Source organism: Rubrivivax sp. JA1055, assembly GCF_020966565.1.
In the GTDB taxonomy this organism is placed as follows: Bacteria; Pseudomonadota; Gammaproteobacteria; order Burkholderiales; family Burkholderiaceae_C; genus Rubrivivax; species Rubrivivax benzoatilyticus.
Genome location: NZ_JAJKFP010000006.1, coordinates 345,282 through 364,405, shown reverse-complemented (window position 1 = coordinate 364,405; position 19,124 = coordinate 345,282). Strand labels below are relative to the sequence as shown.

General features: G+C 72.8%; 20 protein-coding genes. 5 read left to right on the top strand and 15 right to left on the bottom strand.

Annotated features, from left to right (window positions below):
* Nucleotides 1-8: 8 nt before the first annotated feature.
* Together LOC65_RS11090 and LOC65_RS11085 are read right to left on the bottom strand one after the other, a co-directional pair.
* Nucleotides 9-344, bottom strand: coding sequence for a hypothetical protein (locus tag LOC65_RS11090; RefSeq protein WP_230247512.1), 336 nt, complete (start codon nt 342-344; stop codon nt 9-11).
* Nucleotides 345-355: 11 nt separating this feature from the next.
* Nucleotides 356-1,693, bottom strand: coding sequence for an NAD(P)/FAD-dependent oxidoreductase (locus LOC65_RS11085; protein ID WP_009858661.1), 1,338 nt, complete (start codon nt 1,691-1,693; stop codon nt 356-358).
* Nucleotides 1,694-2,117: 424 nt separating this feature from the next.
* On the opposite strand from LOC65_RS11085, the gene LOC65_RS11080 reads away from it, so the two are divergent.
* A complete protein-coding gene (locus LOC65_RS11080) occupies nt 2,118-4,601 on the top strand; it encodes an adenosylcobalamin-dependent ribonucleoside-diphosphate reductase (protein WP_230247511.1) in 2,484 nt (827 codons plus the stop codon).
* A gap of 54 nt (nt 4,602-4,655) precedes the next feature.
* Here LOC65_RS11080 and LOC65_RS11075 read toward each other — a convergent pair whose 3' ends face one another.
* Complete coding sequence (locus tag LOC65_RS11075) at nt 4,656-6,212, bottom strand: methyl-accepting chemotaxis protein (RefSeq protein WP_009858659.1); 1,557 nt, start codon at nt 6,210-6,212, stop codon at nt 4,656-4,658.
* 292 nt (nt 6,213-6,504) lie between these two features.
* Here LOC65_RS11075 and LOC65_RS11070 point away from each other — a divergent pair, with 292 nt between their 5' ends.
* Nucleotides 6,505-8,022 carry a choice-of-anchor I family protein gene (locus LOC65_RS11070; protein WP_230247510.1) on the top strand — a complete coding sequence of 506 codons (1,518 nt, stop codon included), beginning with the start codon at nt 6,505-6,507 and terminating at the stop codon, nt 8,020-8,022.
* A 156-nt stretch (nt 8,023-8,178) separates the two neighbouring features.
* On the opposite strand, the gene LOC65_RS11065 is transcribed toward LOC65_RS11070, so the two are convergent.
* The 6 genes from LOC65_RS11065 to LOC65_RS11040 form a co-directional block, all read right to left on the bottom strand.
* Nucleotides 8,179-8,874 (bottom strand): flagellar basal body L-ring protein FlgH, encoded by a 696-nt coding sequence (locus LOC65_RS11065; protein ID WP_009858657.1) that lies wholly within the window; start codon nt 8,872-8,874, stop codon nt 8,179-8,181.
* A gap of 43 nt (nt 8,875-8,917) precedes the next feature.
* Nucleotides 8,918-9,448 carry a cell division protein FtsI gene (locus tag LOC65_RS11060; RefSeq protein WP_230247509.1) on the bottom strand — a complete coding sequence of 177 codons (531 nt, stop codon included), beginning with the start codon at nt 9,446-9,448 and terminating at the stop codon, nt 8,918-8,920.
* Nucleotides 9,435-9,890, bottom strand: a complete 456-nt coding sequence (locus tag LOC65_RS11055; protein WP_009858655.1) for a hypothetical protein — start codon at nt 9,888-9,890, stop codon at nt 9,435-9,437. The genes LOC65_RS11060 and LOC65_RS11055 overlap by 14 nt, the downstream gene beginning before the upstream one ends.
* Nucleotides 9,891-10,088: 198 nt before the next feature.
* Entirely contained in the window at nt 10,089-10,244 is a 156-nt protein-coding gene (locus LOC65_RS11050; RefSeq protein ID WP_009858654.1) for a hypothetical protein, read from the bottom strand.
* A 68-nt stretch (nt 10,245-10,312) separates the two neighbouring features.
* Nucleotides 10,313-10,588 carry a cytochrome C oxidase subunit IV family protein gene (locus LOC65_RS11045; protein WP_009858653.1) on the bottom strand — a complete coding sequence of 92 codons (276 nt, stop codon included), beginning with the start codon at nt 10,586-10,588 and terminating at the stop codon, nt 10,313-10,315.
* Nucleotides 10,585-11,196, bottom strand: coding sequence for a cytochrome c oxidase subunit 3 (locus tag LOC65_RS11040; RefSeq protein ID WP_230247508.1), 612 nt, complete (start codon nt 11,194-11,196; stop codon nt 10,585-10,587). The genes LOC65_RS11045 and LOC65_RS11040 overlap by 4 nt, the downstream gene beginning before the upstream one ends.
* A 72-nt stretch (nt 11,197-11,268) precedes the next feature.
* Between LOC65_RS11040 and LOC65_RS11035 the strand changes: the two genes are divergently transcribed.
* Complete coding sequence (locus LOC65_RS11035) at nt 11,269-11,526, top strand: DUF2249 domain-containing protein (protein WP_009858651.1); 258 nt, start codon at nt 11,269-11,271, stop codon at nt 11,524-11,526.
* 42 nt (nt 11,527-11,568) lie between these two features.
* Entirely contained in the window at nt 11,569-11,796 is a 228-nt protein-coding gene (locus tag LOC65_RS11030; RefSeq protein ID WP_138938916.1) for a hypothetical protein, read from the top strand.
* Here LOC65_RS11030 and LOC65_RS11025 read toward each other — a convergent pair.
* The 6 genes from LOC65_RS11025 to LOC65_RS19470 all read right to left on the bottom strand — a co-directional run bounded on the left by LOC65_RS11025 (nt 11,765) and on the right by LOC65_RS19470 (nt 18,310).
* A complete protein-coding gene (locus LOC65_RS11025; protein ID WP_405048252.1) occupies nt 11,765-12,733 on the bottom strand; it encodes a tripartite tricarboxylate transporter substrate-binding protein in 969 nt (322 codons plus the stop codon). The two genes, LOC65_RS11030 and LOC65_RS11025, sit on opposite strands and share 32 nt — an antisense overlap.
* 68 nt (nt 12,734-12,801) lie before the next feature.
* On the bottom strand, nt 12,802-13,443 hold the full coding sequence (locus LOC65_RS11020) for a hypothetical protein (RefSeq protein ID WP_155983582.1): 642 nt from the start codon (nt 13,441-13,443) through the stop codon (nt 12,802-12,804).
* 125 nt (nt 13,444-13,568) lie between these two features.
* The gene (locus tag LOC65_RS11015; RefSeq protein ID WP_009858378.1) at nt 13,569-15,509 is read right to left on the bottom strand and encodes a methyl-accepting chemotaxis protein; all 1,941 of its coding nucleotides are present in this window, start codon (nt 15,507-15,509) and stop codon (nt 13,569-13,571) included.
* A gap of 137 nt (nt 15,510-15,646) precedes the next feature.
* The gene (gene cowN, locus LOC65_RS11010) at nt 15,647-15,946 is read right to left on the bottom strand and encodes a N(2)-fixation sustaining protein CowN (protein ID WP_009858377.1); all 300 of its coding nucleotides are present in this window, start codon (nt 15,944-15,946) and stop codon (nt 15,647-15,649) included.
* A gap of 81 nt (nt 15,947-16,027) precedes the next feature.
* Nucleotides 16,028-16,696 (bottom strand): Crp/Fnr family transcriptional regulator, encoded by a 669-nt coding sequence (locus LOC65_RS11005; protein WP_230247506.1) that lies wholly within the window; start codon nt 16,694-16,696, stop codon nt 16,028-16,030.
* A gap of 99 nt (nt 16,697-16,795) precedes the next feature.
* Nucleotides 16,796-18,310, bottom strand: a complete 1,515-nt coding sequence (locus tag LOC65_RS19470; RefSeq protein WP_009858375.1) for a methyl-accepting chemotaxis protein — start codon at nt 18,308-18,310, stop codon at nt 16,796-16,798.
* 268 nt (nt 18,311-18,578) lie between these two features.
* On the opposite strand from LOC65_RS19470, the gene LOC65_RS10995 reads away from it, so the two are divergent.
* Nucleotides 18,579-19,067 (top strand): MarR family winged helix-turn-helix transcriptional regulator, encoded by a 489-nt coding sequence (locus LOC65_RS10995; protein WP_164963824.1) that lies wholly within the window; start codon nt 18,579-18,581, stop codon nt 19,065-19,067.
* Nucleotides 19,068-19,124 lie beyond the last annotated feature (57 nt).

Genomic DNA, 19,124 nt, shown 5'->3' with positions numbered 1-19,124 from the left:
CCGGCCGCTCAGGCGCGGCGGGCGCGCATCGCCAGCAGCGGCCAGGCGAACGCCAGCACGGCCGCCCCGGCCCAGGCGGCAATGGCCAGCAGGTTGGCCCAGTCGACCCAGTAGCGCAGTTCGCCCAGCGAGGAGCGTGTCAGCGACGGCACGGCCAGGAAGGCGAGCAGCAGGCCCGCCGCGGCCAGCAGCACCGCCGGCCGCAGCGCGGCGGCCCAGGGGCGCGGCTGCCGTGCGGCCGCCAGCACCAGGATCAGCCAGGCGACGGCGGCAGCGGCGAGCGCCGGCCAGGCATCCATCGCGATCTCCCAGACGATGTTCGCGGCAAGCCATATCTCGTACATGGTGTTCTCCTTCAGACGCGGCCCTTGAGCACCGACAGGTAGGCGGGCTTGAGCAGCCGCACCTTCATCAGCCAGGCGAAGTAGCTGTCCTGCAGCGGCTCGATCATCGGCAGCGACGGCGTCAGCCGGCCTTCGTAGTCGAACTCGATGAGCATCGCCGAGCCTTCGCGCGTGATCAGCGGGCACGAGGTGTAGCCGTCGAACGCGGCATCGGGCTCGGCGCCGGCGATCAGCTGCACCAGGTTGTGCACGACGACCGGGGCCGACTTCTTCACCGTCGCCGCGGTCTTGCCGCGCGGCGTGCCGTTGATGTCGCCGACGCCGAAGACGTTGGCGTAGCGGCGGTGGCGCAGCGTCGTCTTGTCGACCTCCAGCCAGCCGCCGGCGGCGAACGGGCCGTCCTTCCAGGCCAGGTCGCTGTGGCGCACGACGTCAGGCGCACGCATCGGCGGCACGACGTGCAGGAAGTCGTAGCCGCGTTCGGCCCGGCTGCCGTCGGCGCCGACGAAGCTCGCGCGGCGCGCGCCGATGTCCACCGCCACCAGCTTCTGCTCGGTCTCGACGCCGATGCCCAGCTGCTGCCAGCGTTCGAGCACGTTGTCGTTGACCGGCTTGACGCCGAAGACGTTTTTCGGCGCCGACATGAAGCTCACCCGGCTGCGCTCGAGCGTGCCGGCCTGGCGCAGCCGGTCGCGCAGCATGAAGGTGGTCTTCAGCGGCGCGCCGGCGCATTTCAGCGGCGTCGCCGGCAGCGTCATCAAGGCCTCGCCGCCGCGTTCGGCGAACTCGCGCATCGCGCCCCAGGTCGCTTCGGCGGCCTGCGGGCCGTTGTAGACGCTGGCCAGCCCGTGGCGGCCGATCGCGGCGACGTCCATGCCCTCGATCTGCGCGTAGTCCAGGTGCACGCCGGTGGCGACGACGAGGTAGTCGTAGCCGATGCGCTGGCCACCGGCGGTGACGACGCTGTTGGACGCCGGGTCGAACTCGGCCACCATGTCGCGCACCCACTCGACACCCTCGGGGTGGAAGTCGGCATTGCGGTCTCGCACCTTGGACACGGGCCAGACGCCGGTGGCCACCAGCGTGTAGCCGGGCTGGTAGTTGTGCTCCTCCTTGCGGTCGACGATGGTGATGCGCACGCCGTCCAGCGCCGCGCTCAGGCGGTTGGCCACCGCGATGCCGCCCAGGCCGCTGCCGGCGATGACGACGTGGGCGCGCGTCGGGATCCGGGCGGCGGTGGCGGGCCGGGGCACCAGGGCGGCCGCGGCCGGCAGGCCGGCGGCGGCGGCCAGCCAGCGGCGGCGCCCCGCGTCGGGAGGCTGGATCGGGAGATTTCGCGGCTGCTTCACGGAGCTCTCCTCAGGCCGCCTCACGCGTGGCTGGCGCACGACGGGCGACAAGCTGTTACACACGCGAGTATCTTAGTCCAGATACCCCGCCTGGTATCTATCGCTAACCCGAGAGGGAGGCCGGTCGGCTCGCAGGGGGGCCGGCCTGCACGTTCGGCGCCGGGCGTCAAGACCTTTTCACGAAGCAGTCGGCGACCTCGCGGCCGCGCGTCGCGGCGCGAGCCCATCGACTAAACTTCTGCCCGCTCCCGACGCGCCCGGCCGGCGCCCTCGAGGGTCTGCCGGTTGCCCAGCAACCGGTGCCCGAGGTCCGGCAGCCCGTGGCGGGTCGTCTCCTTCCCTCTCCGACGACGCCGCCGCAACCGACCCCCGAATCCATCAACCCCACGCCGCGTGCCGCGCGGCGTTGCCGTTTCCGTTGCCGATGAACGCACCCGACAAACACCTGCTCGATGCCCTGGAGCCCCAGGAAATTGCCACCGTCGCCCTGCTGGAGAAGTACGCCAAGGGCGACGAACAGAACATCGCGCAGGTGCAGGCGCGTGTCGCCCGCGCGCTCGCGGCCATCGAGGCCGAGGACGCACGTTCCGCGCGCGAGGCCGAGTTCCTCTGGGCGATGCAGCGCGGCTTCGTGCCCGCCGGCCGCATCATGTCGGCCGCCGGCACCGACATCCAGGCGACGCTGATCAACTGCTTCGTGCAGCCGGTCGGCGACTCGATCACCGGCTACGAGGGCGACAAGCCCGGCATCTACACCGCCGTCACCGAAGCCGCCGAAACGATGCGCCGCGGCGGCGGCGTCGGCTACGACTTCAGCCGCATCCGCCCGCAAGGCGCGCTGGTGACGCAGACGCATTCGCGCGCCTCGGGCCCGGTGTCGTTCATGCGTGTCTTCGACGCCTCGTGCGAAACCGTCGAGTCCGCCGGCGCGCGCCGCGGCGCGCAGATGGGCGTGCTGCGCTGCGACCACCCGGACATCGAGGCCTTCATCCACGCCAAGGACAAGGGCGAGCTGCGCAACTTCAACATCAGCGTCGGCGTCACCGACGCGCTGGTGCAGGCCGTCATCGACGACGCCGAGTTCGAGCTCGTTCACGCCGCGCGCCCGCACGAGGAACTGGTCGCCGCCGGCGCCCGCCAGCGCGAGGACGGCAAGTGGGTCTACCGCAGCGTCAAGGCCCGCGACCTGTGGGACCAGATCATGCGGTCGACCTACGACCACGCCGAGCCGGGCGTGCTGTTCATCGACCAGATGAACCGCGAGAACAACCTGCACTACTGCGAGACGATCGAGGCCACCAACCCCTGCGCCGAGGAGCCGCTGCCCGACTACGGCTGCTGCTGCCTGGGCTCGGTGGACCTGACGCGCCATGTCGTCGGCGCCTTCTCCGACGACGCGCACTTCGACTTCGAGGGCTTCGCCGCCGTCGTGCGGGTCGGCGTGCGCATGCTCGACAACGTGCTCGACGCGACCTACTGGCCGCTGGAGCAGCAGCGCGCCGAAGCCGCCGCCAAGCGCCGCGTCGGCCTGGGCTTCCTGGGCCTGGGCAGCTCGCTGGTGATGCTGGGCATCCGCTACGACAGCGACGAAGGCCGCGCGCTGGCCGCGAAGATCGCCGAGACCATGCGTGACGCCTCGTACCTGGCCTCGGTCGACCTGGCCGTCGAACGCGGCGCCTTCCCCAAGCTGGAGAAGACCAAGTACCTGAAGAGCGGCTTCGCCAAGCGCCTGCCGGAGTCCATCCGCAAGGCGATCCGCAAGCACGGCATCCGCAACAGCCACCTGCTGGCGATCGCGCCGACCGGCACGATCTCGCTGGCCTTCGCCGACAACGCCAGCAACGGCATCGAGCCGCCGTTCTCCTGGACCTACAACCGCAAGAAGCGCGAAGCCGACGGTTCGCACCGCATCTTCGAGGTCGCCGACCGCGCCTGGCGCCTGTTCCGCCACCTCGGCGGCGACGTGACGAAGCTGCCGCCGCAGTTCGTCACCGCGCTGGAGATGTCGGCCAACGACCACATGCGCATGCTCGAGGCGGTGCAGCCCTTCCTGGACACCTCGATCAGCAAGACGGTCAACGTGCCGGCCGACTACCCGTACGAGGACTTCCAGAACCTCTACCTCGACGCCTGGAAGGCCGGCCTGAAGGGTCTGGCGACCTACCGTCCGAACTCGGTGCTGGGCTCGGTGCTGTCGGTCGGCACGCCGGCCGCTGCGCCCGCCACGCCGGCCGCGCCGCGCGACGAGGACCCGCTGACCAAACACGTCGGCCGCCCGGTGGGCCGCATCTCCAGCGTGACCGAGAAGGTCGAGATGTGGACCCAGGCCGGCAAGCGTTCGATGTACGTCACCGTCGGCTTCCTGCCGGTGGACGGCGTCATCGACGGCCAGAAGGTGACGATCGAGCGCCCGGTCGAGTTCCTGCTGCTCGGCGAGCAGGACCAGTGGCTGGACGGCGCGATGCGCCTGCTGTCGCTGGCCGCGCGTTCCGGCGCGTCGATCGAGAAGGCGCTGGAGAACCTGCGCGAGATCGCCTGGACCAACGGCGCGGTGCGCAGCGGCATGCTGGTGCGCGGCGACGGCACGCAGATCCCGCGTTTCCACGACTCCGAGGTCGCGGCGCTGGCCTACGCGGTGCAGCAGCTGCTGCACGCGCGCGGCTACCTCACCGCCTCGGGCGCGCAGGTGCCGGTGCGTGAACTGGCGCGCGCCTACGCCGCCGGCTTCGCGGCGCCCGCGCCGGCCCCGGCCGAGGCCGAGACGGCGGCGGCTGCCAAGCCCGCCGCCGGCATGCAGTTCGCCGCCGGCACCGGCGCCAAGTGCCCGGAGTGCGGCGCGCACGACATGCACCACATCGACGGCTGCACCAAGTGCACCAACTGCGGCCACATCGGCGCCTGCGGCTGAGCGCCGGCCGGCGCACCTGAACACGAAGCCCGCCGCCCGGCGGGCTTTGTCGTTTCAGGCCGCCTGCGGCAGCTGGAAGCGCGAGACCGCACCGACCAGCTGGGTCGCCTGCACGCGCAGGCTCTCGGCCGCTGCGGCGCTCTCCTCCACCAGCGCGGCGTTCTGCTGCGTCACGGTGTCCATCTGGCCGACGGCGTGGCCGACCTGGTCGATGCCGTCGCTCTGCTCGGTGCTGGCGGCGCTGATCGACTCGATCACCGTCGTCACGCGGCCGATCGCCTGCACCACCTCGTGCATCGTGCGGCCGACACGTTCGGCCTGCACGGCGCCCTGCTCGATGCGCTCGACGCTCTGGCCGATCAGCGTGCGGATCTGGCGCGCCGACTCGGCGCTGCGCTGCGCCAGCGTGCGCACCTCGGCGGCCACCACCGCGAAGCCGCGCCCGGCCTCGCCGGCACGCGCCGATTCCACCGCCGCGTTCAGCGCCAGGATGTTGGTCTGGAAGGCGATCGCGTCGATGACACCGACGATCTCGGCGACCTCGCGCGACGACGCCGTGATGCTCTTCATCGAACCCTGCATCTGCTCGACCGCCGCGCCGCCCTGCAGCGCCACCTGCGAGGCACCGTGCGCCAGCGTGTTGGCCTCGCGTGCGCTGGCGGCGTTCTGGCGCACCGTGGCGCCGAGCTGCTCCATCGTCGCCGCGGTCTGCTGCAGCGCGCCGGCCTGCTCCTCGGTGCGCTGGCTCAGGTCCTGGTTGCCGCGCGCGATCTCGGCGCTGGCCGTGGCCACGCTCTCGGCGTTGCCGCGCACGCCGCCGACCAGCTGCCGCAGGCTGGCCTGCATGCCGTCCAGCGAACGCAGCAGCACGCCGAGCTCGTCGGCGCTGCCGGCCGGCACGGGGCCGGACAGGTCGCCGGCGGAGACACGTTCGGTGACCTGCAGCGCCGAACGCAGCGGCCGCGTCACGCTGCGCGTGATCAGCCAGGCCAGCGCACTGCCGCAGCCCAGCGCCGCCAGCGCGACCAGCAGCATCACGCTGCCGGCGCGCGCGATGGCCGCCTCGGTGGCCGAAGCGCTGGCCTGCATGCGCTGGACCTCGTGCTCGACGAAGGCGTCCAGCGACTTCAGATAGGCCGCCTGCACCGGCCGCACCTGCTTGAGCAGCAGGTCGCGCGCCTCGTCGCTGCGGTTGGCGGCGGCGAGCTCCAGCGCCTGGGTCAGCGCCGGCGTGTAGGCCGCCCGCGACGCCATCACCGCGTCCAGGCGCCGGGCGCCCTCGCCGTCCTGGTCGCCGGCCTTCAGGCGTTCCAGCAGCCCGGCGATGCGCGTCTCGCAACCGCGGATGCGCTCGATCTCGGCGTCGATCTGCTTGCGATCATCGAGCAGCGCGACGTTGCGCACGCCGCGCGCGACGACGTTGAGTTCGTCCTTCACGTCGCGCGCCATGCCGACGCTGGCCTGCCGGTGCTCGACGAGCTCGTGCACCTGGCCGCCGACGCCTTCGAGTGCATAGCGGCCGAACACGGCGACGACGGCCGTCGCCACCATCACCACCGCGAAGCCGATGCCCAGCTTCAGGCCGATGCGCAAGTCGCTCCAGGTCTTCATCGTGCGATCTCCGGTTGACGCGGACTGCTGCGCACCGCGGTTCTCGCCGAACCTGGAGCGCCGATGACGGTGCTTCGGCGGCCGGCGGGGCGGAGTTGAGCGCCCGGGTGCGACCTGCCGCACATCGTTCCCCTGTCGACGGGATGGATTCGCGTCACCGGCGCCTGCAGCGTGACGCGCGGCACGAACGGCACCCCGCGGGCGAGGGGCCGCCGCGATGCCGGCCGTCACGGGACTGCCATCCCCGCCGGGCACGCTGCGCGGTCGTCTTCGACCTCCCGAGAGCCCCACGATGCTGACACCGACCCGGCTGGCCGCCGTTGCCGCCCTCGCCTTCGCCGCCGCCCTGCCGGCCCAGGCCGCCGACTTCGCGCTGCAGCGCGTCTGGCAGTACGCCCACGCCGCCACCGGCGTGCCCGGCCAGAAGGCCGAGATCGTCGCCCACGACGCCCGAAGCGACACGCTGTGGGTCGCCGGCGTGGTCGGTGTCGACGTGCTCGACCGCGCCAGCGGCCAGCTCGTCGCGCACCTTGACGTCTCGCACCTGGGGGCCGTCAACAGCGTCGCCATCGCGCGCGGCGTCGCCGCGCTGGCCGTCGAGAACGGCCAGGACCGCACGCTGCCCGGCAGCGTCGTGCTGTTCGACACCCGCACGCGCGCGCAGCTCGGCCACCCGATCCCGGTGGGCCCGCTGCCCGACATGCTGACCTTCGCGCCCGACGGCCGCACGCTGCTCGTCGCCAACGAAGGCACGCCCAACCCGCGCCCGACCCCCGCCGGCCTGAGCGCCGAGGACCCGGTGGGCAGCGTCAGCATCGTCGACATCGTCGAGCGCACGGTGACGACGCTGCCGATCACGGCCGACATCCCCGGCCACGACCAGCTGCGCCTGTTCCCGGCCACCGGCACGCGCGCCACCCAGCCCGCCAGCTACAGCGCCTACGACCCCGAGCCCGAGTACATCACCGTCGACGCCAGCGGTCGCCGCGCCTGGGTGACGCTGCAGGAGGCCAACGGCCTGGCGCTGCTGGACATCAAGGCCCGGCGCTTCGTGAAGATCGTCGGCCTGGGCGAGAAGGACTTCAGCCTGCCCGGCAACGGCATCGACCCCAACGACCGGGACCCGGCCGACCCGGCGACGAACAACGGCGTCTTCCTGCGCCCGGTGCCGGTCTTCGGCCTGTACCAGCCCGACTCGATCGCGAGCTACCGCGTGCGCGGCCGCAGCTACCTGGTGATGGCCAACGAAGGCGATGCACGCGACAACGGCAGCGCCGACGGCGAGGACGAGCGCCGCGGCTCGGCCGGCAGCAGCGACGCCGCGCGCCTCGTGCCGTCCACCGGCCCCGCCGAGCTGTTTCGCCTGACCTACGACAACGTGACGTCGACGCCCCAGCATCTGGTGGCCTTCGGCGCACGCTCGATCTCGATCCGCGACGCCGACGGCCGCCTGGTCTGGGACAGCGGCAGCCTGCTCGACGCCGAGGCCATCCGGCTCGGCGTCTACGACGACGGCCGCAGCGACAACAAGGGCGTCGAGCCCGAGGGCGTCGCGCTGCTCGAGGTCGACGGCCGCACGCTGGCCTTCGTCGGCCTGGAGCGCACGAAGAAGGCCGCGATCGCCGCCTTCGACGTCAGCGAACCGACGGCCCCGGTCTATCTGGGCATGGTGCTCGGTGAGGGCGACGTCTCGCCCGAGGGCCTGCACGCCTTCCACGCCCGTGGCCGCCACTACCTGGCCGTGGCGCACGAGAGCAGCGACACGACGACGCTGTACGAGATCGCGCCGAAGGACGGCCGGCGCCGCTGACGAGACTGTCCCCGGCGGCACTGGGTATCCCTGTGGACAACCCGGGGGCGCGGCACGCAAGTGACTGTGCCCCGCGGGTTTTCCCTGGATTGCTCAAGAAACAGGCAGTGGCGCGCGCCCGGTGCACCCGGCGTCGCCGCGACGGCCCCGCCCCGGTCACCAGATCGCCAGCCCCTTGCTGAGCACACGCTGCATCCAGCTGCGTGCCGCCGTGTCGGCGACACCGCCGCGGCCCACCGCCTCCAGCCGGGCATCGACGATGTCGGCCGACGCGACGACGTTGCCGGCCTTGATGTCGTCGGGATTGACGACACCGGAGAAGCGCAGCGTCGTCACGCCCTCGTTGTAGGCGATGCTGCGCTCGCCGGCGACGACGAGGTGGCCGTTGGGCAGCACGTTGACCACCGACGCGGCGATGCGGCCGCTGAAGCGGCTGGAGTTCTCGGTCGAGCCCTTGCCGACGAAGGAGTCGCTGCCGCCGGCCTGGGCGTCCAGGTCGAGCAGGCTCCTGAGCGCGCCGCGCACGTTCTGCGAGTCCGTGCCGGGGCCCTTGGTCGCGATCTTGTTCTCGCGGCTGGTGTTGGTGGTGACCTTCTGGTTGGCCGCCAGGCGCTCGTCGATCTCGACCTTCAGCGTGTCGCCGATCGAGCGCGGGCGCTTCTCGCCCGAGAACATCGTCGCGATCGGCGCGCCGGGCTGGAACAGCGAGCCGGTGGCCGCCCGCTCGACATAGGACGGCGGCGCCACCGCGGTGACGGCGGTCGGCACGCTGAGCGTGCTCGGCGAGGGGGCGGCACAGCCGCCGAGCACGGCGGCGGCCGCGGCCAGCAGGACGGCGGTCGGGCGATTCATCTGGAACTCCTCGGAAACAGGGGTGCGGGGCACAGGCTCGGGGTCAGGCCCCGGTGAGCAGCGCCGAGACGACGGGGGCGAGCTTGTCGCGTGTCGAGGACCACTTGCCGGCCTCGAGCAGGCCTTCGAGCCGGTACTGGCTGGTGGCCAGCGTGCGGCCGCTGGAGGTCTGCAGCGTGAGCGAGGCCTGGCGCAGGTAGGGGCGGTATTCGGCGGCGAACGGCGTGGTATCCCAGGCGATGGCCGCGGTATATCTCAGCCAGGCGTCGCAGGTCTGCCGCGGAGTGCCTTCCTCGTAGACCCGGCTGTCGATCCGGCGGGCCTTGAGCTCGGCCTGCAGCGACGGCACGAAATCGACGATCTGGGCGTCCGGGCGATATTCGATGCACAGCGCCGAGACCGCCAGCGGCTCGTGGAAGACGGTATGCCGGGCCTCGCTCGGGCCGTACAGCACGGCATGCTGCACGGCCGCACCGGCGGCTTTCGCCAGTTCCAGCGTCGGCAGCGGCGAGACCAGCGAGCAGCCCGACAGCAGCAGCGTCGCGGCGGCGGCGGCGAGTTCAGACCGCTTCATGGATCGCCTGCCCGACCGACAGCACGCCCATCGCCGCGTAGCCGGCCACCGTGTCGACCGCGTCGGCGACACCACCGACGACGTCCGACGCCGTGTCGACCACGCCCTGCAAGGCATCGCCGACGGCATCGGCCGCGTCGGACACGGTGTCGACGACGCCGCCGACGGTGTCGGCGACACCCTGCTGCAGCGCGTCGGCGGCGCCGGCGAGCGTCGCGCCCAGCGAGGCGACCGCGTCGACGCCATCGTCGACCCAGTCGTCGAGCGCGTCGAGCGCGTCGCGGCTGAACGAGCAGGTGGCGCCGCAGGCGCTGCCGGCGGCGTTGGCGGCGCCGATCGCGGTGGCCACGACGGGGCCGAAGGCCTTGACGTTGCGCTCGTATGCGCCGACGTCGCTGCGGGGATTGATGTAGGCCGTCGCGAGGGATCCGATGGTACTCATGGGCACTCCTTCCAAGTGCCCTCAGATTAACTATCGGATCACCCCCGAAAACCTCGAATAGACCCCCCGAAAACCACCTATATCGAGTTTCCGGAGATATTCATGACGGCGCCACGACGATATTCGACGGGATATTTCCGAATATCACCCGGAGGTGATCTCCGGTCGTAATCGGTCACGTTCGCGGAGGTGCGCGCCTCAGTCGCGGGCGCCCAGCCGCAGCATCAGCCGCAGGTACTCCAGCTCGGCGTGCATCTTCTGGAGCTCGTCGCGCAGCTCGGCGAGCGCGGCCAGCGCGGCGCGGGCCGAGGCGGGGACCTGGCCGGCGGTGGATTCGGGCTTGGGCGTGTCCATGCGCTGCATCGTTGCGCCGCGCCCGGCGGCCCGGAACCCCGCGCCCCGGGGTCACCCCCGCATTCGGGTCATGCGCAGACGGCGCCGCGGCCCAGCCACCAGGCCAGCAGCACCAGCACGACGACGCCGAACACCCAGCCCAGCACGAGCCGGCGCCACAGCGGCGGCGCACCGGCCAGGCCCATGAAGTCCAGCGCCACTGCCGCGGCCTTGGCGGCGGCGAGCGTGAACACCAGCGGCATCGGCCACCACGCCGCGCCGCCGCCGGACTCGCCCAGCGCCCAGGTGGTGGCGGTGGCGGCCAGCAGCGCCGCCCAGACGAGATCGATGCGCGAGAGCTTCATCGCAGCACGTAGAGCAGCGGGAACAGCACGATCCACAGCAGGTCGACCATGTGCCAGAACGCCGCGGCGGTCTCGGGCACGTGGGTGCGCCCCGGGCCGTAGGCGCCGCGCCCGGCCAGCCACCAGACGACGGCCAGGAAGACCATCGCGGCGACGACGTGCAGCAGGTGGAAGCCCGACAGCACCATATAGAACATCCAGAAGGTGTTGGCCGACAGGTCGGCGCCGGCGGCCACCTTGGCGGCCAGCTCGTCGAGCTTGAGGACGCTGAACAGCGCGCCGCAGGCCAGCGCCGCGGCCAGCCAGCGGCGGGCGCCGGCCGTGCGCCCGGCGTCCAGCGCCGCCACCGCATGCGCGACGGCGGCGCTGCCGCTGATCAGCAGCACGGTGTTGAACGCGCCGCGGTCCAGGTCCAGCGTCGCCTGCAGCGTCGCGAACAGCTCCGGCTCGCGCAGCCGGGCGAAGGCGTAGGAGACGAACAGCAGGCCGAAGGTCAGCAGCTCGGCGGCAATGACCAGCCAGACCGCCAGGTCGCCGGTCAGCCGGGGTTCGGCGGCGGGTTCCGCGGGGCTGCGGGCCTCGGGCGGCAGGACGGCTTGAAGCTGCATAGTTGAAGCATCTTAAGGATTTGATCAGTCCGAAGCAATACGCTGAATGCACCTTCAACAGAGGCCGACCCGATGTCCTGTTCCTGCTCCAACCCGTCCGAAGACGGCATCCACGTCTTCGATGCGCGCGGCATCGCCAAGCGCTTCCGCCACGCCGCGATCTTCGGTGCGCTCGACGCGCTCGAACCCGGCGAGACCATGCGCTTCGCCAACGACCACGACCCGCTGCCGCTGCTGATGCAGATCGAGCAGCACTACCGCGGCCAGGTGCGCGCCACCTATCGCCAGCGCGCCCCGGGCGCGGTGGTCATCGACTTCCTGGTCAGCTGAACGCGGCCGCCGCAAGGTGGCCACCCGCCGAGGAGAACGACGATGAACCTGCTGTTCTGCCCTGCCCTGCACCACTACGCGATCGGGCTGGCCGGGGTGCTCGCCGGCGCGGCGCTGAGCACGGCCAGCGGCTCCTGGTGGCCGCTGGCGTTCGGCACCTCGGTCGCGGTCACCGGCTCCAGCGCGCTGGCCTGCGAGCTGCGCGAACGCGCGGCCGCACGCCGGCGGCCGGCGGCGATCACTGCGGCTGGAAGCCGCTGGCAGCGATGATGCGAGCCCAGGCCGCGCGGTAGGCGCGTTCACGCGCCTCCAGCTGCGCCGGCTCCATGAAGCCGACCGACAAGCCCATCGCCGTCAGCCGTTCGTGCACCGCCGGCTGCGCCAGCACACGCGACAGCGCTGCGGCGAAGCCGTCCAGCGCCGGGCGCGGCGTGGCGGCCGGGGCGAAGACACCGTAGTACGGCAGCTCCTCGAAACCCGCCACGCCCGACTCGGCCAGCGTCGGCACCTCGGGCATCTGGGCGATGCGCCGGGTGCCCATCACCGCGACCACGCGCAGCCGGCCGTGGCGATGGTTCTCGATGAAGTCGGGCACCGACCCGACACCCGCGGTGATCTGCTCGCCGAGCATGTCGGCCATCATCGGCGCGCTGCCGCGGTAGGGCACGGCGACGAGATCCAGGCCGTTGCGCTCGGCGACGATGCGGACCAGGAACTCCGGCACGGAAGCCGCGGCCGGGATGCCGACGGCGCCGCGGCCACCGCCCTCGCGGCGCACCCAGGCCACGTACTCGCGCAGGCTGCGCGCCGGCGTGCGTGCCGACACCGCGAAGGCGTTGGCAAAACTCGCGAAGCCGGCCACCGGCACGAAGTCGCGCGCCGGGTCGAAGCCGGGCTGGCGCAGCACCAGCGGCAGGATGGACACCGTGTGGTCGTGCGACAGCAGGAAGGTGCTGCCGTCGGCCGCGGCCGCCTTCAGCGCCTGCGCGGCGAGCTGGCCGCCGGCACCGGGCCGGTTGTCGACGATGACCGGGGCGCCGAGCTCGTCCTTCAGCCGTTCGGCGAGCACACGCGCGATGGCGTCGGTGCCGCCGCCGGGCGGAAACCCGACCAGCAGGCGGACCGTGCGCCCTTCGGCGCGTGCCACCCAGGGCGCCGCGACGGCGACGGTGGCCAGGGACTGGAGGATGCGGCGGCGGTTCGGCATGGGCATCGGTCTTCGGGATCGCGGCGTGGGGTCGTCAGGGGGCACCGGCACGCGGCCGGCGCCGAGGCTCAGAACAGCCCGGCGGTGGCCGCCGCGTCGACCAGCCGGCGCGCCAGGGCGTCGAGCTGCCCCCCGGCGTCGCCCGACGCGCCCGAGCCGGCGCGTGCGCTCCACTGCAGTCGGCCGCCGGCGACTTCGCTGACGCGGGCCTCGGCGGCGTAACGCACCGCGGAGCCGCCGCCCCCGAGCGAGCCCACCGGCAGCGTCACGCCCAGGCCGACGCCGCTGCCGCCGCTGCCGACGTGCAGGCCGCCGAAGCCGATCGACAGGCCGCCGGAGGCCGGCTCGGCCGGCGCCACCGAGACGCTGCCGACCCAGACCGCGGCCGCGCCGGCCTGGCGCGCCAGATCGACGTAACGCGCATCGTCGCGCGGGCCGGCGGCCGGCGGCGGCGGTGCATCGGGCGCCGGCACCGGCGTGGCGCCGCGCGCGGCCAGCTCGGCGGCAAAGCGTTCGACACACAGCCGCACCAGCGTCGTCTCGGCCGCCTCGCAGGCGACGAGCACCCGCGCGCCGCCCAGCGGGCGGCCGGCGTCGGGCGCGCGCCACTGGGCGTCGATGCCTCGCGGGGTGGAGGAGCAGGCGGCGAGCGCGGCCAGCGCCGCGAATGCGGCGACCCGGCGGCCGCGCAACACCAGGGAACGGGACATCGTTGCGTGCATGAGGCAGGTTCTCCGTTGGAACGGCAAGCCTAGCGCCTCGCCGCCGGGGCGTCGAACACCGGCCACGCGAACAGGCGCGCCGCGACGCGCCATCGGATGCGGCGCCGGCCGCCTCAGCCGCGTTCGAGGCGGAAGACGCCGACGGCGGCCGACAGCCGCGCCGCCTGCTGGCGCAGGCTGTCGGCGGCCGCGGCGCTCTGCTCGACCAGCGCCGCGTTCTGCTGCGTCGTCCGGTCCAGGTCGCCGACGGCGGCGTTGACCTGGCCGATGCCTTCGGTCTGCTCGCTGCTGGCGGCGGTGATCTCGGCGATCAGCGTCGCCACGCGCTGCACCTGTTCGACGATGGCCTGCATCTCCTGGCCGGCCTCGCGCGCCAGCGCGCCGCCGGCGTCCACCGCCGCGGTGCTGCTGCCGATCAGCGTGCGCACCTCGCGCGCCGCCTCGGCGCTGCGCTGCGACAGCGCCCGCACCTCGCCGGCGACGACCGCGAAGCCGCGGCCGTGCTCGCCGGCGCGGGCCGCCTCGACGGCGGCGTTGAGCGCCAGGATGTTGGTCTGGAAGGCGATGGCGTCGATCGTGCCGACGATGTCGCCGATGCGCCGCGCGCCGGCCTCGATCTCGGCCATCGTCGCGGCCACCCGCTGCACGACCTCGCCGCCGCGGCCGGCGGCCTCGGCGGTGGCGCTGGCCATGCGGCTGGCCTGGGTCGCATGCTCGGACGTCTGGGCGACGGTGGCCGTCATCTGCTCCATGCTGGCCGCGGTCTGCTGCAGGCTGCTGGCCTGCTGCTCGGTGCGCGCGCTGAGGTCGGCGTTGCCGTTGGCGATCTCGCTGCTCGCGGTGGCGATCTGCCCGGCGTTGTCGCGCACCGTGCCGACCAGCGCGACCAGTTGCGCGCACATCGTGTGCATCGCGCGCAGCATGCGCTGGCCTTCGTCGCGCGCGTTCTCCGGCGGCAGCGGCAGCTGCCGGCTGAGGTCGCCGGCGGCGACCGCGTTGGCGGCGTCGATCGCGGTGGCCAGCGACCGGGCGCTGCGCCGGCCGATCTGCCACAGCAGCCCGCCAGTGCCCGCGCCCAGCAGCGCCATCAGCGCGCCGGCCCAGGCCAGCCGCTGCACGCGCGTGTCGGCGTACTGGCGCAGGTCGGCCTGCAGCGCCTGCACCGTGAGCTCGCCCAGCGCGTGCTGAAGGTCGATGACCTCGCTGGTGCGCCGCCACCAGTCGGCGCCGGGATGGTCCAGCACTGCCGCGTCGACGACCGCGCCGGTGGCGAAGTCCAGGCCCTGCATCACCGCCTCGCGGGCCTCGCGGGCGCGGGGGCCCAGCGCCGCGGCGAGGGCCGGGTCGGCGTCCATCGCGTGGTCCAGCGCCCGCGTCAGCTCGGCGCTGGCGCTGCGCACGCGCTCCACCAGCCCGGACAGCCGCGCACGCTCGGCCGGCGTGGCCTCGCCGCGCACCAGCAGGCCCATGCCGGCCCCGCGCAGCTGGCCGAGCAGCTCGCCCAGGCGCGGCAGGTGGTTCAGCGTCGCGTCCTGGAGAAAGTAGCCCGAGGCCAGCGGATGCAGCACGATCTCGGTGACCGCGGCGATGTCGTAGACCAGGTCCAGCTGCGCCGCGACGACGGCGGTGTGGCGCTGGAAGCTGGCCGGCGCCAGCACGCGGCGGGCGGCGACCTCCTCGGCCAGGCCGCGCTCCTCGTCGAGCAGGCGCACGAGGCGAGCAGCCAGCGCGGGCTCGTCCAGCGCCGCGACGCTGGCGCGCGCCGTCGCCGCCGCGGCGTCGATCTTCGTGCGCAGCGCGGCGCGCTGGGCCTCGGCCTCGGCGTTGCCGCCGAGCGCCGCGTTGGACAGGCCGCGGTGCTGCGCCGTCAGCCGCGCCAGCGCCATCAGCGCCGTGGCCGGCGGCAGGCCCTCGAGCTCATGGCGTGCCTGGCGAACCTGCTCCAGCGCCAGGTTCAGCGCCAGCGTGCCCGGCACCGCCAGCAGCGTGAACGCCAGCACGGCGATCAGCAGCAGCTTGTGCGACAGGGACCATCGATCGAGCAGTGCAAACACGGAGACATCCTTTCCACGAACCGGAACAGCAGTTCATCAATGCCAGTTCGTGGAATCGGATTTTTCGTTTTTGCAATTTAGAGTGTTTCCAGATGAACGCGTCGAACACCGTGCAGATCTTGGCAGGCGGCCGGCGCTCAGCAGCACTCCTCCTCGACACGGTCGAGCAGCGCGATCGCCGGCGCGTCCTGCCAGGCCTCGAAGTACTCGCGGATCTGGTTGAGGTGCGAATGCACCAGGAACAGGTCGTCCGGACGCGGGCCGGAGCCGCCGGTGCGCTTGCGGTCGAAGTAGTCCCAGAAGCGGTCGCGCCGACCGGGCACGGCGAGGTGGGTGTCGATGATCTCGATGATGCGCCGGGCGTTGCCGGCGCAGTCGATGCCGGCGAAGCTGACGTAGCGGTCGGTCTTGGGGCAGTCGCAGGGACGGTGGCTCACGGGGCGGGGCTCCGGTGGTGGACGACGACAGACAATGTCGACGGTGACGGCGGCGCGTGTCCGTCGGCCAGGCGACGTTCTTCACGCACCGCCGCGCCCGGCGACGAGTTCGAGCGCCTGCATCGCCTGGGCCGACGGGATGCGCAGGCAGCGCCGGCCGCGGCGCTCGAGCAGGCCTTCGCGCTGCCACTGGCTGACCAGCGCCGACACCGTCTGCCGGGTGCTGCCGAGCAGGCTGGCGATGTCCTCCAGGCTGAGATCCAGCGGCACCCGCCAGCCCTCGCCGTCGTGTTCGCCGCGGCGCTGCGCCAGCCCGAGCACGAAACGCGCGAGCCGTGCCGGCACCTCGCGAAAGGCCAGGTCCTCGACCAGCCCCACGGCGCCGGTGAGCAGGCGGCCGAGCACCGCCATCACCGGCGGCAGCAGCGCCGGGTCGTCGGCCAGCCGGGCCATGAAGGCACGCGTGTCGACGGTCCAGACCGTGGTCGCGGCGGTGGCGGTCACCCAGGCCGGAGAGTGCGTCGAATAGACGTCGCCGGGCTCGAGAAAGGCCAGCGTCAGCTCGCGGCTGGCGCCGGTGAGGTGCACACGCAGGCGTCCGCTGGCGACGAAGAAGACGAGGTTGCGGCCGTCGCCCGGCGCGCACAGGACCTGGCCGCGAGCCAGGCGCCGCGGCACGAAGCCCGGTGGCGGCGCGGCGGGCGCGGCGGCTGTCGCGAGTCCGACAAAGCTGGCGGCATGCGGGTGCATGCCGCCCATCAAGCAAACACGGGGCCGTGCGCAGCCGCCGCGGGCCGCACTTCGAGGCCGGACTGACGAGGATCAAGCCCGGCGTGCGGGCCCGACGCGTCAGGCCTGGCCGATCCGGAACACGCTGACCAGATCGGCCAGACGCGCGGCCTGGGCGCGCAGGCTCTCGGCCGCCGCGGCGCTCTGCTCGACGAGCGCGGCGTTCTGCTGGGTCACGCGGTCGAGCTGGCCGACGGCGTCGCCGACCTGGCCGATGTCGCGCGACTGCGCCACCGTCGCGCCGGAGATGTCGGCGATCAGCTGGCTGACCCGCTCGACCTTGGTGACGATGTCCTGCATCGACTGGCCGGCGTCGCTGACCTGCCGCGTGCCGGCCTCGACACGCTCGACGCTGGCGGTGATCAGGGTCTTGATCTCGCGCGCCGCCTCGGCGCTGCGCTGGGCCAGACTGCGCACCTCCCCGGCCACGACGGCGAAGCCGCGGCCCTGCTCGCCGGCCCGCGCGGCCTCGACCGCGGCGTTCAGTGCCAGGATGTTGGTCTGGAACGCGATGCCGTCGATGACGCCGATGATCTCGGCGATCTTCTGCGACGACGCGGCGATGTCGTGCATCGTCGTCACCGCCTGGCCGACGACCTTGCCGCCCTGGGCCGCAGCGCCGGCGGCGTCGCTGGCCAGCTCGTTGGCACGCTGCGCCGAGTCGGCGTTGTGGCGCACCGAGCCGGTCAACATCTCCATCGACGAGGCGGTCTGCTGCAGGTTGCTGGCCTGCTCCTCGGTGCGCTGGCTGAGGTCGGTGTTGCCGGCGGCGACCTCGCCGCTGGCGGTCTGGATCGACTCGGCCGACTCACGCACCTGGCCGACCAGGCGGCGCAGCGACTGCTGCATCTGCTGCAGCGAGCGCAGCAGCGCCGCGGTCTCGTCCTGGCCCTCGACACGCAGGTCTTCGCCGAGGTCACCGCGCGCGATGCGGTCGGCCGCCGACACCGCCTGCTGCAGCGGGTCGCACACCGACTGCAGCGTCAGCCACAGCGCCGGCAGCAGCACCGCCACGGCCAGCACCGTCATCGCCAGGCGCAGGTTGGCGGCCAGCGCCGAGGCGTCGGCCAGTTCCTGGCGGATCGTCGCCTGGCGCGACTGGCTGGCACGCAGCATCGCGTCGGCCGTGCCGTGCAGCGCCTTGACGTGCTCCTCGGCTTCCTCGGCGTAGGCCAGCGCGCCGGCGCTGTCCAGTACCGCCGACTGCAGCTTGTCCAGCAGCGGCCCGACGATGCCCGTGTACTGCTGCAGCTGGCCCTGCTGCTGCTTGACCAGCGCCTCGATCGTCGTGTTGCCCGGATCGACTTTCGTCAGTTCGGCGTCCAGTGCCTGCACACGCTGCGCCTCGGCCTTCCACAGCCCGACGATGCGCTCGACCTCGACCGGGTTGGCGCCCGAGGCGATCGCGTCGGCCTGCAGCCGGCGCAGGTTGGTCAGCGACTCGCGCAGGCGCGCCACCGCGTCCGAGCCCTGCTGGGCGCTGTCGAACAGGGCTGCCGTGCGCTGCGTGACGATCCGGTTCTCGACCACGCCCCAGGCGCCCAGCCCCAGCAGCGCGGCGGTGAGCAGGGCCATCGAGGCCAGCAGTCGGGTTCGGAGCGTGAAACGACGTAGGAATCTGAGCATGAGGTCTGACGTGTCGGTTCGAACGGTGTCGCCGGAAACCGGCGAGGGTCATGGTCCCCTATCGTCCGGACAGGGGAAAAGTTGAATGCCGCGTGCGCCAACGGCTTCGCGTTCTGAGCGAGCGCAAGACCGGCCGGCCGCGATGCCCGCAGCGGGTGCCAAATTGACAACCAGTTTCCCTTACTGGAAACTGGTTGTCAGTTCGAGACGCACCACGATGGCCCATCCGACCGACGATCCCGCCCGCCTCGTCAGCACACTGATGCAGGCGGTGCAGCGCCTGAGCAGCCGCCTGCTCGCACGCGGCGACGCCCTGCTCGAGCCGCTGGAGCTGAACTCGGCACGCTGGCAGGTGCTGGGCGCGATCTCCCAGGCCGGGCGGCCGCTGTCGGCGCCGCAGCTCGCCGAGGCCGTCGGCGTCACGCGCCAGGGGGCACAGAAGCAGCTGCACCTGCTGGCTCGCGAAGGCCTGGTCGCCGCGGCGGCGAACCCGCGCCACCAGCGTTCGCCGCTCTACGGCCTGACCGCCGCCGGCCGCCGCCAGCTCACCGCCGCCACGGCACTGCACGAGGCCTGGACGGCACGCCTGGCGGCCGGCCTGCCGGCGGCCGAACTCGCCGACGCGCTGGGTGTGCTCGAGGCGCTGCACGCGCGCCTGGCCGACGCACTGCCGCGCGGCCCGGCGGGCGCCACGGCGCGGCGCTGAACCCCGGCGCCAAGGACGGCTTTCGCGGCGCGGCAACGGCGTCGTATCGTCGCGGTT

Coding starts and splice junctions, on each gene's coding strand:
- LOC65_RS11040 (WP_230247508.1), bottom strand. CDS start 11,196: ATGCAGCTTCAAGCCGTCCTGCCGCCCGAGGCCCGCAGCCCCGCGGAA.
- LOC65_RS11055 (WP_009858655.1), bottom strand. CDS start 9,890: ATGAGTACCATCGGATCCCTCGCGACGGCCTACATCAATCCCCGCAGC.
- LOC65_RS11075 (WP_009858659.1), bottom strand. CDS start 6,212: ATGAAGACCTGGAGCGACTTGCGCATCGGCCTGAAGCTGGGCATCGGC.
- LOC65_RS11025 (WP_405048252.1), bottom strand. CDS start 12,733: ATGCCGAACCGCCGCCGCATCCTCCAGTCCCTGGCCACCGTCGCCGTC.
- LOC65_RS10995 (WP_164963824.1), top strand. CDS start 18,579: ATGGCCCATCCGACCGACGATCCCGCCCGCCTCGTCAGCACACTGATG.
- LOC65_RS11070 (WP_230247510.1), top strand. CDS start 6,505: ATGCTGACACCGACCCGGCTGGCCGCCGTTGCCGCCCTCGCCTTCGCC.
- LOC65_RS19470 (WP_009858375.1), bottom strand. CDS start 18,310: ATGGCCCTGCTCACCGCCGCGCTGCTGGGGCTGGGCGCCTGGGGCGTG.
- LOC65_RS11080 (WP_230247511.1), top strand. CDS start 2,118: ATGAACGCACCCGACAAACACCTGCTCGATGCCCTGGAGCCCCAGGAA.
- LOC65_RS11065 (WP_009858657.1), bottom strand. CDS start 8,874: ATGAATCGCCCGACCGCCGTCCTGCTGGCCGCGGCCGCCGCCGTGCTC.
- LOC65_RS11005 (WP_230247506.1), bottom strand. CDS start 16,696: ATGCACCCGCATGCCGCCAGCTTTGTCGGACTCGCGACAGCCGCCGCG.
- LOC65_RS11050 (WP_009858654.1), bottom strand. CDS start 10,244: ATGGACACGCCCAAGCCCGAATCCACCGCCGGCCAGGTCCCCGCCTCG.
- LOC65_RS11035 (WP_009858651.1), top strand. CDS start 11,269: ATGTCCTGTTCCTGCTCCAACCCGTCCGAAGACGGCATCCACGTCTTC.
- LOC65_RS11030 (WP_138938916.1), top strand. CDS start 11,569: ATGAACCTGCTGTTCTGCCCTGCCCTGCACCACTACGCGATCGGGCTG.
- LOC65_RS11020 (WP_155983582.1), bottom strand. CDS start 13,443: ATGTCCCGTTCCCTGGTGTTGCGCGGCCGCCGGGTCGCCGCATTCGCG.
- LOC65_RS11045 (WP_009858653.1), bottom strand. CDS start 10,588: ATGAAGCTCTCGCGCATCGATCTCGTCTGGGCGGCGCTGCTGGCCGCC.
- LOC65_RS11060 (WP_230247509.1), bottom strand. CDS start 9,448: ATGAAGCGGTCTGAACTCGCCGCCGCCGCCGCGACGCTGCTGCTGTCG.
- LOC65_RS11090 (WP_230247512.1), bottom strand. CDS start 344: ATGTACGAGATATGGCTTGCCGCGAACATCGTCTGGGAGATCGCGATG.